The 13,932-nt window shown below is 70.4% G+C and carries 14 protein-coding genes; 2 read left to right on the top strand and 12 right to left on the bottom strand.

The window, feature by feature from the left end; all coding sequences use genetic code 11:
• Positions 1 to 9: 9 nt before the first annotated feature.
• The 3 genes from LGI35_RS34185 to LGI35_RS34175 form a co-directional block, all read right to left on the bottom strand.
• Positions 10 to 927, bottom strand: coding sequence for a glutamate ABC transporter substrate-binding protein (locus LGI35_RS34185; RefSeq protein WP_227298143.1), 918 nt, complete (start codon positions 925 to 927; stop codon positions 10 to 12).
• 17 nt (positions 928 to 944) lie between these two features.
• Complete coding sequence (locus LGI35_RS34180) at positions 945 to 1,688, bottom strand: amino acid ABC transporter ATP-binding protein (RefSeq protein WP_227298142.1); 744 nt, start codon at positions 1,686 to 1,688, stop codon at positions 945 to 947.
• A gap of 107 nt (positions 1,689 to 1,795) precedes the next feature.
• On the bottom strand, positions 1,796 to 2,236 hold the full coding sequence (locus LGI35_RS34175; RefSeq protein ID WP_227298141.1) for a DUF6278 family protein: 441 nt from the start codon (positions 2,234 to 2,236) through the stop codon (positions 1,796 to 1,798).
• 122 nt (positions 2,237 to 2,358) lie between these two features.
• Here LGI35_RS34175 and LGI35_RS34170 point away from each other — a divergent pair, with 122 nt between their 5' ends.
• Positions 2,359 to 4,176, top strand: a complete 1,818-nt coding sequence (locus tag LGI35_RS34170; protein ID WP_227298140.1) for an SGNH/GDSL hydrolase family protein — start codon at positions 2,359 to 2,361, stop codon at positions 4,174 to 4,176.
• Between the two features lie 74 nt (positions 4,177 to 4,250).
• Here the strand turns inward: LGI35_RS34170 and LGI35_RS34165 are convergent, their stop codons facing one another.
• The gene (locus LGI35_RS34165) at positions 4,251 to 5,030 is read right to left on the bottom strand and encodes an exodeoxyribonuclease III (RefSeq protein ID WP_116508099.1); all 780 of its coding nucleotides are present in this window, start codon (positions 5,028 to 5,030) and stop codon (positions 4,251 to 4,253) included.
• A 160-nt stretch (positions 5,031 to 5,190) separates the two neighbouring features.
• Between LGI35_RS34165 and LGI35_RS34160 the strand changes: the two genes are divergently transcribed.
• Positions 5,191 to 5,763, top strand: coding sequence for an isochorismatase family protein (locus LGI35_RS34160; protein ID WP_227298139.1), 573 nt, complete (start codon positions 5,191 to 5,193; stop codon positions 5,761 to 5,763).
• Between the two features lie 24 nt (positions 5,764 to 5,787).
• Here the strand turns inward: LGI35_RS34160 and LGI35_RS34155 are convergent, their stop codons facing one another.
• The 8 genes from LGI35_RS34155 to LGI35_RS34120 all read right to left on the bottom strand — a co-directional run bounded on the left by LGI35_RS34155 (position 5,788) and on the right by LGI35_RS34120 (position 13,912).
• Entirely contained in the window at positions 5,788 to 6,423 is a 636-nt protein-coding gene (locus LGI35_RS34155) for an MBL fold metallo-hydrolase (RefSeq protein ID WP_116508103.1), read from the bottom strand.
• 68 nt (positions 6,424 to 6,491) lie between these two features.
• Positions 6,492 to 7,784, bottom strand: coding sequence for a bifunctional 3-oxoadipate enol-lactonase/4-carboxymuconolactone decarboxylase PcaDC (gene pcaDC / locus LGI35_RS34150; RefSeq protein WP_227298138.1), 1,293 nt, complete (start codon positions 7,782 to 7,784; stop codon positions 6,492 to 6,494).
• A gap of 234 nt (positions 7,785 to 8,018) precedes the next feature.
• On the bottom strand, positions 8,019 to 8,597 hold the full coding sequence (locus tag LGI35_RS34145; protein WP_227298137.1) for a sugar kinase: 579 nt from the start codon (positions 8,595 to 8,597) through the stop codon (positions 8,019 to 8,021).
• Positions 8,597 to 9,781 (bottom strand): ROK family glucokinase, encoded by a 1,185-nt coding sequence (locus tag LGI35_RS34140; RefSeq protein WP_227298136.1) that lies wholly within the window; start codon positions 9,779 to 9,781, stop codon positions 8,597 to 8,599. The genes LGI35_RS34145 and LGI35_RS34140 overlap by 1 nt, the downstream gene beginning before the upstream one ends.
• 177 nt (positions 9,782 to 9,958) lie before the next feature.
• A complete protein-coding gene (locus tag LGI35_RS34135) occupies positions 9,959 to 10,759 on the bottom strand; it encodes an ATP-binding cassette domain-containing protein (protein WP_227298135.1) in 801 nt (266 codons plus the stop codon).
• Positions 10,756 to 11,805 (bottom strand): ABC transporter permease, encoded by a 1,050-nt coding sequence (locus LGI35_RS34130; protein ID WP_227298134.1) that lies wholly within the window; start codon positions 11,803 to 11,805, stop codon positions 10,756 to 10,758. Before LGI35_RS34130 ends, LGI35_RS34135 begins: the two co-directional genes overlap by 4 nt.
• A complete protein-coding gene (locus LGI35_RS34125) occupies positions 11,802 to 12,806 on the bottom strand; it encodes a sugar ABC transporter substrate-binding protein (RefSeq protein ID WP_227298133.1) in 1,005 nt (334 codons plus the stop codon). Before LGI35_RS34125 ends, LGI35_RS34130 begins: the two co-directional genes overlap by 4 nt.
• A 116-nt stretch (positions 12,807 to 12,922) precedes the next feature.
• Positions 12,923 to 13,912, bottom strand: coding sequence for a sugar ABC transporter substrate-binding protein (locus LGI35_RS34120; RefSeq protein WP_227298132.1), 990 nt, complete (start codon positions 13,910 to 13,912; stop codon positions 12,923 to 12,925).
• Between the last annotated feature and the right edge of the window lie 20 nt (positions 13,913 to 13,932).

Raw genomic sequence — 13,932 nt, 5'->3', positions numbered from 1 at the left:
GGAGCCTCCTCAGCTCGCCGGGTAGCGGTCGATGGGGGGCGGCTTGGGCGCGGGCACTCCGGAGAGGCCGAGCGTCGCGTCGTACGCCTTCTTCCAGTCGCCGTCGTTCTCGCGGGTCTGGAGCGCGGTGTCGATCGCGAACCGCAGCGCGTTGTCGCTCTTCGGTACGCCGATGCCGTAGGGCTCCTTGGAGAACGGCTTGCCGACCAGCTTGAGTTCGTCGGGCACCTTGGCCGCGTAGCCGAGCAGGATCGCGTCGTCGGTGGTGACGGCGTCGACCTGGTAGGTGAGCAGGTTGTCGACGCAGACCGAGTACGTGTCGTACGCGACGAGCACCGCCTTCGGGTAGTCCTTCTGGATGCGCTGGTAGGGGGTCGAGCCGGCCGCGGAGCAGACGCGTTTGCCGTCCAGGTCCTGCGGTCCGTTGATGTCGTGCTCGTCGGTGCGGACGAGGAGCGACTGGCCGGCCATGTAGTAGGGGCCGCCGAAGCCGACGAGCTTCTTGCGGTTGTCGTTGATCGTGTAGGTGCCCACGTAGTAGTCGATCTGCCCGTTCTGCAGGGCGGTCTCACGGTTGGCCGAGGCGATCGTCCTGAAGGAGATCGACGAGGGCGCGAAGCCGAGGGACGCCGAGATCATCTTGGCGATCTCGATGTCGAAACCGGAGTAGACACCGGTGGCCGGGTCCTTCTCGCCGAGGTAGGGCTGGTCCTCCTTGGCTCCCACGACGAAGTGCCCGCGCTTCTTGGCCTTGAGCCACGTCTTGGAGTCGGGCAGCTCGAACCCTTGCGCCACCTGGTACTTGGGCAGTTGCGCGTCCGACGGGCCCTTGGTCGGCGGGCTGCCCTCCTTGCCGCAGGCCGCGGCGGCCAGGGCGGTGAGCGCGAGGGCGGCGACGGCGCGGAACACACGTGTCTTGCGCGGCATGGTTCGGTCCACCCCCGTCAGTGCTTGAGGATCTTGGAGAGGAAGTCCTTGGCCCGCTCGCTGCGCGGGTTGGTGAAGAAGTCCTCGGGGGTGCGGTCCTCGACGATGCGGCCGTCGGCCATGAAGACGACGCGGTTGGCGGCGGAGCGGGCGAAGCCCATCTCGTGGGTGACCACGACCATGGTCATGCCCTCGCGGGCGAGCTGCTGCATCACCTCGAGGACCTCGTTGATCATCTCCGGGTCGAGGGCCGAGGTCGGCTCGTCGAAGAGGAGGGCCTTGGGGTCCATGGCGAGGGCGCGGGCGATGGCCACGCGCTGCTGCTGACCGCCGGAGAGCTGGGCGGGGAACTTGGCCGCCTGCGAGGCGAGCCCGACCCGGTCCAGGAGTTCACGGGAGCGCTTGTCGGCCTCGTCCCTCTTGCGGCCCCTGACCTTCATCTGGGCGAGGGAGACGTTCTGCAGGACCGTCTTGTGCGCGAAGAGGTTGAAGGACTGGAAGACCATCCCCACCTCGGCCCTCAGGTGGGCGAGGGCCTTGCCCTCCTCCGGAAGCGGCTGTCCGTCGAGCCGGATGTTCCCCGACTGGATCGTCTCGAGCCTGTTGATCGTCCGGCAGAGCGTCGACTTTCCCGACCCCGAGGGGCCGATGACCACCACCACCTCCCCCTTGCCGACGGTGAGGTTGATGTCCTGCAGGACATGCAGCTCCCCGTAGTACTTGTTGACGTCACGCAGCTCGATCAACGGATCGACGGCCATGGCAAGACCTGCCCACTCTCAGCTGTGTCGGTCCGCGCAAACTATCCACGTCAATTTTGGACGTGACCGACGACACGCACGTATGGGCATTAACCGTATTTGCGGTGCTACGTCTCCGAAGTCTCGGCGTAGAACTGCGACAGCTCGGGAGCCCCGCTCGTCGCCCACTCGTGGCCCGCGGCGACGACGTCGACCTCGCGGCCGGAGCGCAGCCGCACCACCGGCTGCCCGTTGGGCCAGATCACCCACCTCGCGCCCGGCACCCGGCGGACGAGGACCGTACCGAGGTAAAGGCCCGCGTCGTTGCCGAGCCACGGCAGCGCTTCCTCGTCCTCGCGCCAGCGCGGCACCAGTTGGTCGAGCGCCTCCAACGACGCGACGGTGTCGTCCAGTTCGACCCCCGCCTCGTGCGCCTGCGAGCGCAGCAGTTCGCACTCGGAGAGAAGCTCCGCGACGCCCTCGGCCCCGCCGTCGCCCTCGCTGAAGACGGCCACGCCGAAGGCGGAGCCGTGCTTCTTGCGCCAGTTGTCCAAGAAAGGGATGTTCATACCACTCACCCTGACATCCCCGCAGGCCGTCGCACCACAGGGCGCGCGGAGCCCCGTTGTGGAGAGTTCGGGCCACGTTCGCACGTGGCTCATTGACGCGAACCTGTCTCGTCTTTAGCTTCATGGCGCACCTGTCACGTCTCACCCACAAGTGGAGGGAGTCGGTCGTGCGCCGACGCGTCTGGGGAACGGCAGCTGTACTGGCGCTCTTTACGGGCATCGCCCCAACCGCCGTCGCACAGGCGGCCCCGCACAGACCTGAGCCGCTCCCCTTGGAGCGGCTCTTCGACAACAGGGCGGTCAGCGCCGACGACCGGGCCGGTGAGGCCGACTTCGACGGTTCGGGCAGCTCGCTGTCCGCCGGGGATCTGACAGCGGCCGGCTGGACTCCCGGGCGCGCCTTGGGTGTTGAGGGCGCCCGCCTCACCTGGCCGCGCACGGCGTCGAAGGGGCCCGACAACGTACGTGCCGACGGCCAGCGCGTCCGCGTGCACGGCCGGGGCGACGCGCTCGCCTTCCTGGTGGCCGGAACCGGCGGCGACGCGGCCGGTTCGGGCACCGTCCGTTACCGGGACGGCTCGCGCTCCACGTACCGCCTCACCGCGCCCGACTGGCGCACGGGGCCGCTCGCGACCAAGTCCGTGGCACTGCCCCACCGCAACACGCCCGACGGCCAACTCGCCGACAAGACACGTCTGTTCGTCGCCACCGTGCCCGTGGCCAAGGGCCGCGAGATCGCCTCCGTGGATCTGCCCCGGGACCCCGGCGCCGCCGATCTGCACGTCTTCGCCCTGTCGGTGCGCTCGCCCGCGCCGGGATGGACCGGCACCTGGTCGGCGTCCACCGCCGGGTACACGGCCGTCGGGCCCTGGGCGGACCGTACGGTGCGCCTGGTCGTGCACACCAGCGTGGGCGGGCCGCGCGTGCGGATCCGGCTCGACAACACGTTCGCGTCGGCGCCGGTGCGGGTCGGGAGCGCGACGGTGGCCGTGCAGGACGCGGGCGCCGGGGCCAAGGCCGATCCGGTGCCGCTGACGTTCCGGGGCGCGGCGGGCACGCAGCTCCCCGCGGGGGCGCAGGCGTTCAGCGACCCGGTGGGCTTCGACGTGCCGGCGGGCGCGAATCTGCTGGTCAGCTTCCACCTCCCGGAGGCGGTCGCCACGGCGCCGGTGCACAGCCAGGCGATCCAGCGCTCGTACGTGAGCCTGCCGGGCGATCACGCGGCGGAGGCCTCGGCGGACTCGTACACGTCGACGATCGCGTACTGGCCGCTGCTCACGGGTGTCGACGTGAGCGGCGGGCCCGGGTCGGTCGTCCTGCTCGGCGACTCCATCACGGACGGCGTGAAGTCGACGCCGGACGCGAACCACCGCTGGCCCGACGTCCTCGCCACCCGGCTGCGCGAGCAGGACGCGGTGCCGCACTACGGGGTCCTGAACCAGGGGATCTCGGCGAACCGGGTGACGGGCGACCGCTATCCGGGGGACGGCGTCTCCACGGACACGGGCGGCGTGAGCGCGCTGCACCGCCTCGACCGTGACGTGCTGTCCCAGACGTCGGTCCGCACGGTCGTCGTGTTCCAGGGCGTCAACGACGTACGGGCCGGATTCTCCGGGGCCCAGGTCGTCGCCGGGCTGAAGGAGATCGCCGCCCGCGCCCACGCGCGGGGCCTGCGCGTGGTCGGGGCGACGGTCACCCCCTGCGAGGGCGAGGCCCTGTGCACGACCACGGCGGACCGGGAGCGGGAGATCGTCAACGCGTACGTGCGCGACAGCGGGGGCGACTTCGACGCGGTGGTCGACTTCGACGCCGTGGTGCGGGATCCGGCGCATCCCGCGCGGATCCGGCCCGAGTACGACAGCGGGGACCATCTGCACCCCGGGGACGCGGGGCTCGACGCGATGGCCCGGGCGGTGGATCTGAGGGCGCTGAAGCCCTAGGGTCGCGGCCCTCTCGGATCACGGGCCGTTCGGACCTTCGCCTCCGGCCCCCCGGATCACGGAGTGACCTCGCCCTACACGTCCAGGTCCACGACCACCGGCGCGTGGTCCGAGGCGCCCTTGCCCTTGCGCTCCTCGCGGTCCACGTACGAGTCCTTCACGGCCTTGGCGAACGGCTCGTTCCCGTAGACGAGGTCGATGCGCATGCCTCGGTTCTTGGGGAATCCGAGCTGGCGGTAGTCCCAGTACGTGAAGGGGTGGTCGTACTTCAGGGGGCGCGGGACCACGTCGGACAGGCCCGTCTCACGGAGCGCGGCGAGCGCGGCGCGCTCCGCGGGGGTGACGTGCGTGGCGCCGTCGAAGAGGGAGATGTCCCAGACGTCGTCGTCCGTCGGGGCGACGTTGTAGTCGCCCATCACGGCGAACGGGCGGGAGCCCCCCGCGTCGCCCGCGACGGCCGCCTTGAGCGCCTCGAACCACTGGAGCTTGTACGCGTAGTGCGGGTGGTCCACCTCGCGGCCGTTCGGCACGTACACCGACCACACGCGCGCGGGGCCGCACGTGGCGGAGATCGCGCGGGGCTCGTGGACACCTTCGTAACCGGGGTCGCCGGGCAGGCCGGTGACGACGTCCTCCAGGCCTACGCGGGAGATCAGCGCCACGCCGTTCCACCGCCCGGTCGCGTTCACCGCGGACTCGTAGCCGAGCTCGCGCAGCTCGTCCGCGGGGAACTGCTCGGCCGTGCACTTGGTCTCCTGGACGCACAGCACGTCCGTCCCGGTGTTCTCCAGCCAGGCGAGGAGCCTGGGCAGCCGGGCGGTGATCGAGTTCACATTCCAGGTAGCAATCCGCATGCCCACAACCTACCGGGCGGGTACGACAACGCCCGCCGGACCCGGGGGCACCCGCACGGCACCCGCGCACAGGGTGCGATAGGCAGGCTACCTTGCAAGTTTCCCTGCTCGAAAGTTAGCCTGTCGAAGCATCTCCCCCGGATCCGCAAGGAGCACCCCCATGCCCGCCACCACCCTCGACGAGCGCACCGCCCTCGTCCTCATCGACCTCCAGAACGGCATCCTCGGCCTGCCCACCGTGCACCCCGCCGACGCCGTCCTGAAGAACGGGGCCGCGCTGGCGGACGCCTTCCGCGCCAAGGGCCTGCCCGTCGTGCGGGTCCGCGTCGCCTGGTCCCCCGACGGCGGCGACCTGCCGGTGAGCCGGTCGGCCGCCCCGGGGCTCACCCAGGCGCCGCCCGCCGCGTTCTCCGAGTTCCCTGACGAGCTCGGCCCGCTCGGCGACGACATCGTGATCACCAAGCGCCACTGGGGCGCCTTCACCGGGACGGAGCTGGACCTCCAGCTGCGCCGCCGCGGAGTGACGCAGATCGTGCTCGCGGGGATCTCGACCTCGATCGGCGTCGAGTCCACCGCCCGCTCCGCGTTCGAGCTGAGCTACCACCTCACGGTGGTCGAGGACGCGACGACGGACACGGACGCCGCGTCCCACGAGCACAGCTTCGGCAAGATCTTCCCGCGGATCGCGGAGCTCGCGACGACCGACGAGGTCGTCGAACTCCTCGGCCACTGACGGGAGTTCACCTCCAGGGAGCGCTCAGAGCGTCGCGTACTCCTCCGGCGTCAGCCGCAGGTTGTCCGTGCCGCCGAGCGCCCCGATCTGCCCTTCGTAGATGGGCCACGCCAGGTCGGTCAGCAGCGCGTCGTGGATGTCGTACGCGCGCTGCGGACCGACCTCGCGGAGGTAGTCGATGACCTCCGAGATCTTGTTCCAGGGGGCCATCACGGGCACGAGGAGCGTCTCGACGGGCTGGTCGGGGACGGTGAAGGCGTCGCCGGGGTGGAAGACCCGGCCGTGGTCGATCAGATAGCCGACGTTCGTGATGCGCGGGATGTCCGGGTGGATGACGGCGTGCAGTTCGCCGTGGACCTGGATGTCGAAACCGGCCGCCTCGAACGTGTCACCGTGCCCGACCGTGTGCACCCGACCCGGGAACGCCGACGAGATCTTGTCGGCCACCGACTTCAGCGTCCAGATCTCGGTGGCCGGGTCGGCGTCGAGAGCCGCCCGCAGCCGGGCCTCGTTGAAGTGGTCGGCGTGCTCGTGCGTGACGAGGATCGCCTCGGCGCCGACAGCCGCGTCCTCCTCGCAGAAGCCGCCCGGGTCGATGACGAGCGTCCGCCCGTCCTTCTCCAGGCGGACGCAGGCATGGATCTTCTTCGTGAGCTTCATACGACCCATCCTGCGCTCCCCGCCCGCGTCCGGCCCGCCCCGGCACCCGACTTCCACTCCCGCGGCTGCTACTCCTGCGGAGTGGTCTCCTCCCGGATCACGGCCTGGGCCACCTTGAACGCCGAGTTCGCCGCGGGCACACCGCAGTAGACGGCGGCCTGGAGCAGCACTTCCTTGATCTCGTCGGCGGTGAGGCCGTTGCGCAGGGCGGCCCGGGTGTGGAAGGCCAGCTCGTCGAGGTGGCCGCCGGCCACGAGCGCGGTGAGCGTCACGCAGCTGCGCATGCGGCGGTCGAGGCCGGGCCGGCTCCAGATCTCGCCCCACGCGTAGCGGGTGATGAACTCCTGGAAGTCACCGGAGAAGGCGTCCGCGGAGGCCAGGGCTCGGTCGACGTGCGCGTCGCCGAGCACCTCGCGGCGCACCTTGAGACCCATGTCGTGCCGGTCGGGCCGGATGGCGGCCTCGGGCTGGGCCTCCGTGGGGCCGATCTCCGCGACGGGGGCGACCGGCGGGGGCGGCGGCGCGAGGACGGGCTTGACGGGGGCGGCGGGGATCGCGTGCTGCCCGGTCTCGTACGCGGGCTGCCAGGCGGTGGAGAAGTGCCGGACGAGGAGGTCGGTGACGGCGGCGGGCTGCTCGACCGGGGCGAGGTGCGAGGCGGCGGGCACCACGGCGAGCCGGGCGTCCGGTATGCCCGCGACGAGCGTGCGCGCCTGGGCGGGGCCCGTCACCTGGTCGTCGGAGCCGACGAGGACGAGCGTGGGAGCCCCGATGGAGCCGAGCTCGGCCCGTACGTCGAAGGACGCGAGCGCCTCGCAGGCCGCGATGTAGCAGCCCGGGTCGGTGGTGCGCACCATCTGCACGGCCCAGTCGGTGATGGCGGGCTGGGCGGCCGCGAAGCCGCTGGTGAACCAGTGCTCGGGGGACGTGCGCGCGATGGGGTCGAGGCCGTTGCTGCGGACGATCACGCCGCGCTGGCGGAACTCGTCGGCGGTGCCGAAGCGGGGCGAGGCCGCGATCAGCGCGAGGGAGGCCACGCGCTGGGGGTGGCGCAGCGCCAGCTCCGCGCCGATGGCGCCGCCCAGGGAGCAGCCCGCGTAGCCGAAGCGCTGCACGCCGAGTGCGTCGAGCGTGGCCAGGAGCCGCGTGGCGAGGTCGGCTACGGAACCGGCCGGGTGGGCGGGGGCGCCGCCGTGCCCGGGAAGGTCGAAACGGAACACCCGCCACTGCCGGGCGAGCTCGGGTACCTGCCGGTCCCACATGTGCCAGGTGGTGCCGAGCGAGGGTCCGAGGATGAGCACGGGGGCGTCGTCCGGGCCGTCGAGGCGGTACTGGAGGGCAGGTGTCTTCGTCTCACTCACTTGCTCCACGCTATCCAGTCGCTCTGTGAGGGTTCGGGGCGGGGCCCGTGAGTGCGCACGGAGTGAATGCCTGGGGTTGGTGGTGTACGTGGTTCGGGGAGGCCGCGTGAAGGCCTCCTACCGCGAGGAGCGGCGAGCGGCGAGCGGCACCGGAGCGCCATATGCGGGCAATTCGACGCGGGATCGCCGGCGCGGTGGATCGCCCGGCCGCGGCGGCGGCCGGGCGCGCCGGTGCTACGGCGTCGTCGTCGACACCACGTACACGAAGGGCTTCGCCGGGTTCGCGCGGTTCACCACGATGTCCAGGGTCGGCTCGGGGTTCTTCTGCTTGTGGGTGAGGCCCCAGTACGGGCCGGGGCCGTTGAAGACCCAGCCCACGACCTTCTGGTTGCGCGCGCTGACGGCGATCTCGTCCTTCTTCAGCTTGGACGAGCTGGTCCCGACGGTCTTCAGGAACTTGTCGAGGCCCGCGTCCGTCGTGCGGAAGCGGACGTAGAGGCGGCTCGTCCTGAGGTTGTTCGTCTCGTAGTACGCGACGCCCTTGGCGGTGGAGACCGGGACCGGCACCTGGTACAGCCGGCGCTGGACCTTGGAGGGCCAGCCGATGGTGAGGCCCGTCGCGGAGTACTTGGCCTCCTTGTCCTTGCCGCTGCTACGGCTCTGGTCCGCGGAGATCACCAGATAGCCGGCGGGCACGCCGATGAGCAGCACGATCGTGAGCAGCGTGAGCGCGCGGCGGCGGATGACCCTCCGGCGGTTCTCAGGGGGGTGCTGCCCTTCGTCGGGGGACGAGGGCTGGCGTGGCACGGTCATTACTTCGGTCCCTGATTCTCGCCGGCGGCGCTCGCCGGGCTTTGCGGGTCGAGGCCGAAGCCCTTGCCCTGGTGGTAACGCTCGTAGCGCTCGTACCGTTCCACGCGACGGCGCTTGGCGCGGCGGAAACGGCGGGCGACGAGCCGGGCGAGGTCCGCGGCGCCGACCATACCGGCCTCGGGGCCGAGCTGGGCACGGGCGATGCGGGCCTCGGGGCGGTAGCCGCGGCCGGTGAGGTGGCGCTTGAAGGCGTCGCGGGCCGGGCCGATCAGCAGGTCGTCGGCCGCGGAGACGCCGCCGCCGATGACGAAGCAGGACGGGTCGAGGGCGGCCGCGAGGTTCGCGATGCCGACGCCGAGCCACTGGCCGATGTCCTGGAGCAGCTCGATGCACATGGCGTCGCCCTCGCGGGCGAGCTCGGTGATGAGGGGGCCCGTGATGTCGGGGACGTTGCCCTTGACGCGCTCGATGAGCCCGTAGGCGACCGGGGAGTCCGCGGCTGCGAGCTCGCGGGCCTCGCGCACGAGCGCGTTGCCGGAGCTGTACTGCTCCCAGCAGCCGCGGTTGCCGCACGGGCAGCGGTGGCCGCCGGGGACGACCTGCATGTGGCCGAATTCGCCGGCGACGCCGAACTTGCCGCGCTTGACCTGGCCGTCCTCCAGGATCGCGCCGCCGATGCCGGTGCCCAGCGTGATCATGACCAGGTGGTCCTCGCCACGGCCCGCGCCGAACCGCCACTCGGCCCAGGCGGCCGTGTTCGCGTCGTTGTCGACGAGTACGGGGACGGAGAGGCGGCCGGCGAGCCGGTCGCGCAGCGGCTCGTTGCGCCAGGACAGGTGCGGGGCGAAGAGCACCCGGTTGCGGTCGGCGTCGACCCAGCCGGCCGCGCCGATGCCGACGGCGTGGACGTCGTGCCGGTCGGAGAGATCGAGCACCAGCTCCGTGATGGTGTCCTCGACGACCTTGGGGCTCTTGGACTTGTCCGGCGTCTCGGTGCGCAGGGTCTCCAGGATGTTGCCGTCGGCGTCGACCACGCCCGCCATCACCTTCGTACCGCCGATGTCGATGCCGACGGTCGGGACGCGGGGCGCCGTCAGGTGGGAACGGCGCTCACGCGTGCCGACGGTCCGCAGGACGGTGGCTCGTGCGGAGCCGCGGTGCGCGAGGTCGCGGTAGGTGCTCATCGCGCCGATTGTGCCATTTCGCTGCCGCGGGGGCGTATCCGAGCGGTGGCGGTCACTCGGGAGCGACGGGGCGCCACCGCAGGTCCCGCTTCGTCTGCGGGTTGTTCGTGGCTGGTCGCGCCCCGCGGCGGAAGCCGTGAATGTCACAGTCCGGCGCCCCTTTCAGGGGCGCCGTGCCTACGGGGCGTCCCGGCCCTCCAGCTCGTGGCGCAGGTCGTCCAGTTCGCTGCCACCTGCCATTTGGCGGGTCAGTTCGTCGAGGGTGATCTCGTCGCGCGCGTAGCTGCCGAACATCGTGCCCCTCTTCAGGAGGACGAAGCGGTTGCCGACGAGGTAGGCGTGGTGCGGGTTGTGCGTGATCAGGACCACGCCGAGGCCCGCGTCGCGCGCGGCGGCGACGTACTTGAGGACGACGCCGGACTGCTTGACGCCGAGGGCCGCGGTCGGCTCGTCGAGGACGAGGACCTTGGCGCCGAAGTAGACGGCGCGGGCGATCGCCACGCACTGGCGCTCGCCGCCGGAGAGGGTGCCGATGGGCTGGTCGACGTCGCGCAGGTCGATGCCCATGCGGAGCAGCTCCGCGTGGGTCGTCCGGCGCATCAGGTCGACGTCCAGCCGCTTGAAGGGGCCGGAGCCCTTCGTCGGCTCGGAGCCGAGGAAGAAGTTCCGCCAGACCGGCATCAGCGGGACGACGGCGAGGTCCTGGTAGACCGTGGCGATACCGCGGTCGAGGGACTCGCGCGGGTTGGCGAGCCGCGTCTCCTCGCCCTCGATGCTGAAGGTCCCGGAGTCGTGCTTGTGCAGACCCGCGATGATCTTGATGAGGGTCGACTTACCCGCGCCGTTGTCGCCGAGGACGCAGGAGATCTCGCCCGCGTGCACGACGAGGGAGACGTCCTCCAGCGCCCGGATGTTGCCGTAGTACTTACTGACGCCGTCGAGCTCCACCAGCGCCGTACGTTCTGCGGTCTCGGTCATTTCGTCGCCTCCGCGCGCTTGCGGACCCACGCGTTGAGCAGGGTCGCGAGGAGCAGCATCGCCCCGAGGAAGAACTTGAACCAGTCCGGGTTCCACTCGGCGAACACGATGCCCTTGCTCGTCATGCCGAAGATCAGGGCGCCGATGGCCGCGCCGACGGCGGACCCGTAGCCGCCGGTGATCAGGCAGCCGCCGATGACGGCCGCGATGATGTAGATCAGCTCGTTGCCGACGCCCTCGCCGGACTGCACGACGTCGAACGAGAACAGCAGGTGCTGCCCCGAGATCCAGGCGCCGAAGGCGACGCCCATGTAGAGGCCGATCTTGGTCTTGTTGACCGGGACACCGACGGCGCGGGCCGCGTCCTCGCCGCCGCCGACCGCGTAGATCCAGTTGCCGACGCGGGTGCGCAGCAGGATCCAGGTGGCGACGACGATCAGGGCGAGCCACCACAGGATGGTGATCTTGAAGTCGACACCGCCGATGGTGAGCGTGGAGGCGAAGACGTCCTTCGCGGAGGAGAAGCCCTCCATGTCGGAGATCGACTTGGTGGAGACGGTGCCGCTGATCAGCTTGGTGAAGCCGAGGTTCATACCGGTCAGCATCAGGAACGTGCCGAGCGTGATGATGAAGCTCGGTGGGTCGGTGCGGGTCAGCATGACGCCGTTGAAGACGCCGATGGCGAGCGTGACCAGGAGCGAGACGCCCACGCCGACCCAGACGTTCGCCGTCATCTGGTAGCTGAACATCGACGAGATCAGCGCGGACGTGGTGACCATGACGCCGGCGGAGAGGTCGAACTCGCCGCCGATCATCAGCAGGGCCACGGGTACGGCCATGATGCCGATCGTCGACGACGCGTACAGGACCGTGGCGAGGCTGGAGGCCCGCAGGAAGCTGTCCGCGAAGATCGCGAAGAAGAGGAAGACGGCGACGGCGCCGACGACCGAGCCGAGTTCGGGCCGGCCCATGAGCTTGCGCAGCGGCGATGTCTTCAGGAGCCGCTCGTCCGTCAGCGGCGGGGTCTTCGGTGCGGCGGCGCTCATCGGGTCCCCCGCTTCGTGTACTCCTCGAGCTTGGCCGCCTGGTCCTTGGTGATGATCTGCGGTCCGGTGAGGACCGGCTTTCCGCCGCCGAGGACGTCCGCGTTGTAGCGGTAGAGCCAGAGCAGGTCCACGGCCTCGTAGCCCTGGAGGTAGGGCTGCTGGTCGACGGCGAAGCCGAGCGTGCCGTCCTTCAGCTCGGCGGCGACCTTCTCGTTGAGGTCGAAGGTGTCGATCTCGGCCTTGCTGCCCGCGTCCTGCTTGGCCTTCACGGCGGTGGCGGCGAAGGGCGCGCCGAGCGTGACGACGGAGTCGATGGACTTGTCGGCCTGGAGCTTGGCGCCGATGGAGGACTGGACGTCGGGCATGTTGGTGCCCTCGACGTACAGGTTCTGCATCTGGCCCTTGAAGGTCTCCTTGGCGCCGGCGCAGCGCTGCTCGTGGCCGACGTTGCCCTGCTCGTGCAGGACGCACAGGGCCTTCTTGCGGCCGCGCTTGTTCAGCTCCTCGCCGACGGCCCGGCCCGCGATCGTCTCGTCCTGGCCGATGTGCGTGAGCGCGCCGAACTTCTTGGACTCCTCGGAGCCGGAGTTCACGGTGATCACGGGGATGCCGGCCTTCTCGGCGCGGGCGACGGCGGCCTTCATGGCGTCGGGCTTGGCGAGCGTGACGATCAGGCCGTCGACCTTCTTGTCCACGGCCGCGTCGACGAGCTGGGCCTGCTGCTGCGCCTCGTCGCTGTGCGAGTACAGGAAGTTGATGTTGTCCTTGACGGCGGCCTGCTTGGCGCCGCTCTGGACGATGTCCCAGAAGGTGTCGCCGTCGCCCGAATGGGTCACCATCGCGACGGTCCAGCGCGGGGTGTTCACCGCGGCCTTGCCCTGGGCCGAGGCCGCCTTCCTGGCGTCCTCCGCCCGCTTGCCGCCGGTGCTGCTGCACCCCGCGAGGGTGAGACCGACTGCCCCTGCGAGGGCGATGCTCACCCAGCTCCGAAACCGTGCCACGAGGCCTTGCCCTTCTTCTTCTGGTGCCTGGATCTGCGGGACCGGCGGACCTGCCCCGGGGGCTCGACGACCGGCCCCAAACGTCCAAGTATCAGGCACCGGGATCACGCATCCGTTCACCGGGTACCGCGCGCGGTGTACTTCTCGAGCTTCGGCACGTCCTGCTCGGTGACGATCGCCGGGCCTGTCAGGACGGGCTTTCCGCCGCCGATGACGTTGGCGTTGGTCTTGTAGAGCCACAGTTCGTCGACGGCGAGATAGCCCTGGAGGTAGGGCTGCTGGTCGACGGCGAAGCCGACGTCCTTGGCCTTGAGGCTCTTGACCACGGCCGCGTTCAGATCGAAGGTGTCGACCTCCGCCTCGCTGCCCGCGTCCTGCTTCGCCTTGACGGCGACGGCCGCGGTGGGGGCGCCGAGCGCGACGACCGCGTCGATGTCCTTGGACGCCTGGAGCTTCGCCTCGATGGACGACTGGGACGAGGGGGCGTTGGTGCCCTCGACGTTGAGGTTCTCGACGGTGCCCTTGAAGGTCTTCTTGACGCCGGCGCAGCGCTGCTCCAGGGAGACGTTGCCCTGTTCGTGGATGACGCAGAGCACCTTCTTCCGGCCGCGCTCGGTGAGTTCGCTGCCGACGGCCTCGCCGGCCACGGACTCGTCCTGCCCGATGTGGGTGAGCGCGCCGAACCGCTGCGAGAACTCGCCGCCCGAGTTGATCGTGACGACCGGGATCCCGGCGTCCTCCGCCTTGGCGAGTACGGCCTTCATGGCCTCGGGCTTGGCGAGGGTGACGACGATCCCGTCGACCTTCTTGTCGATCGCCGACTGGACCAGCTCGGCCTGGCCCTTGGCCTCTTTGTCGTTCGAGTAGAGGAACTGGACGTTGTCCTTGGCCGCGGCCTGCTCGGCGCCGCTCTGGACGATGTCCCAGAAGGTGTCGCCCTCGCCGGAGTGGGTGATCATCGCGATCTTCAGGCGGGGCGTGCCGGCGGGCTTGCCGCCCGTGGAGCCGTCGGCCTTGTCCTCGGAGGTCTTGCCTCCGGAGCTGCTGCATCCGGCCGCGAGTGCGACGACCGCCATGAGGGTTGCTGCCGTGCGGGCTGTGCGCATGGTGTGCCACCTCTCTCCTC

The sequence above is a fragment of the Streptomyces longhuiensis genome (assembly GCF_020616555.1).
Lineage (GTDB): Bacteria > Actinomycetota > Actinomycetes > Streptomycetales > Streptomycetaceae > Streptomyces > Streptomyces longhuiensis.
The sequence above is the reverse complement of the archived record's forward strand: the minus strand, read 5'-3'. Positions and strand labels throughout refer to the sequence as shown.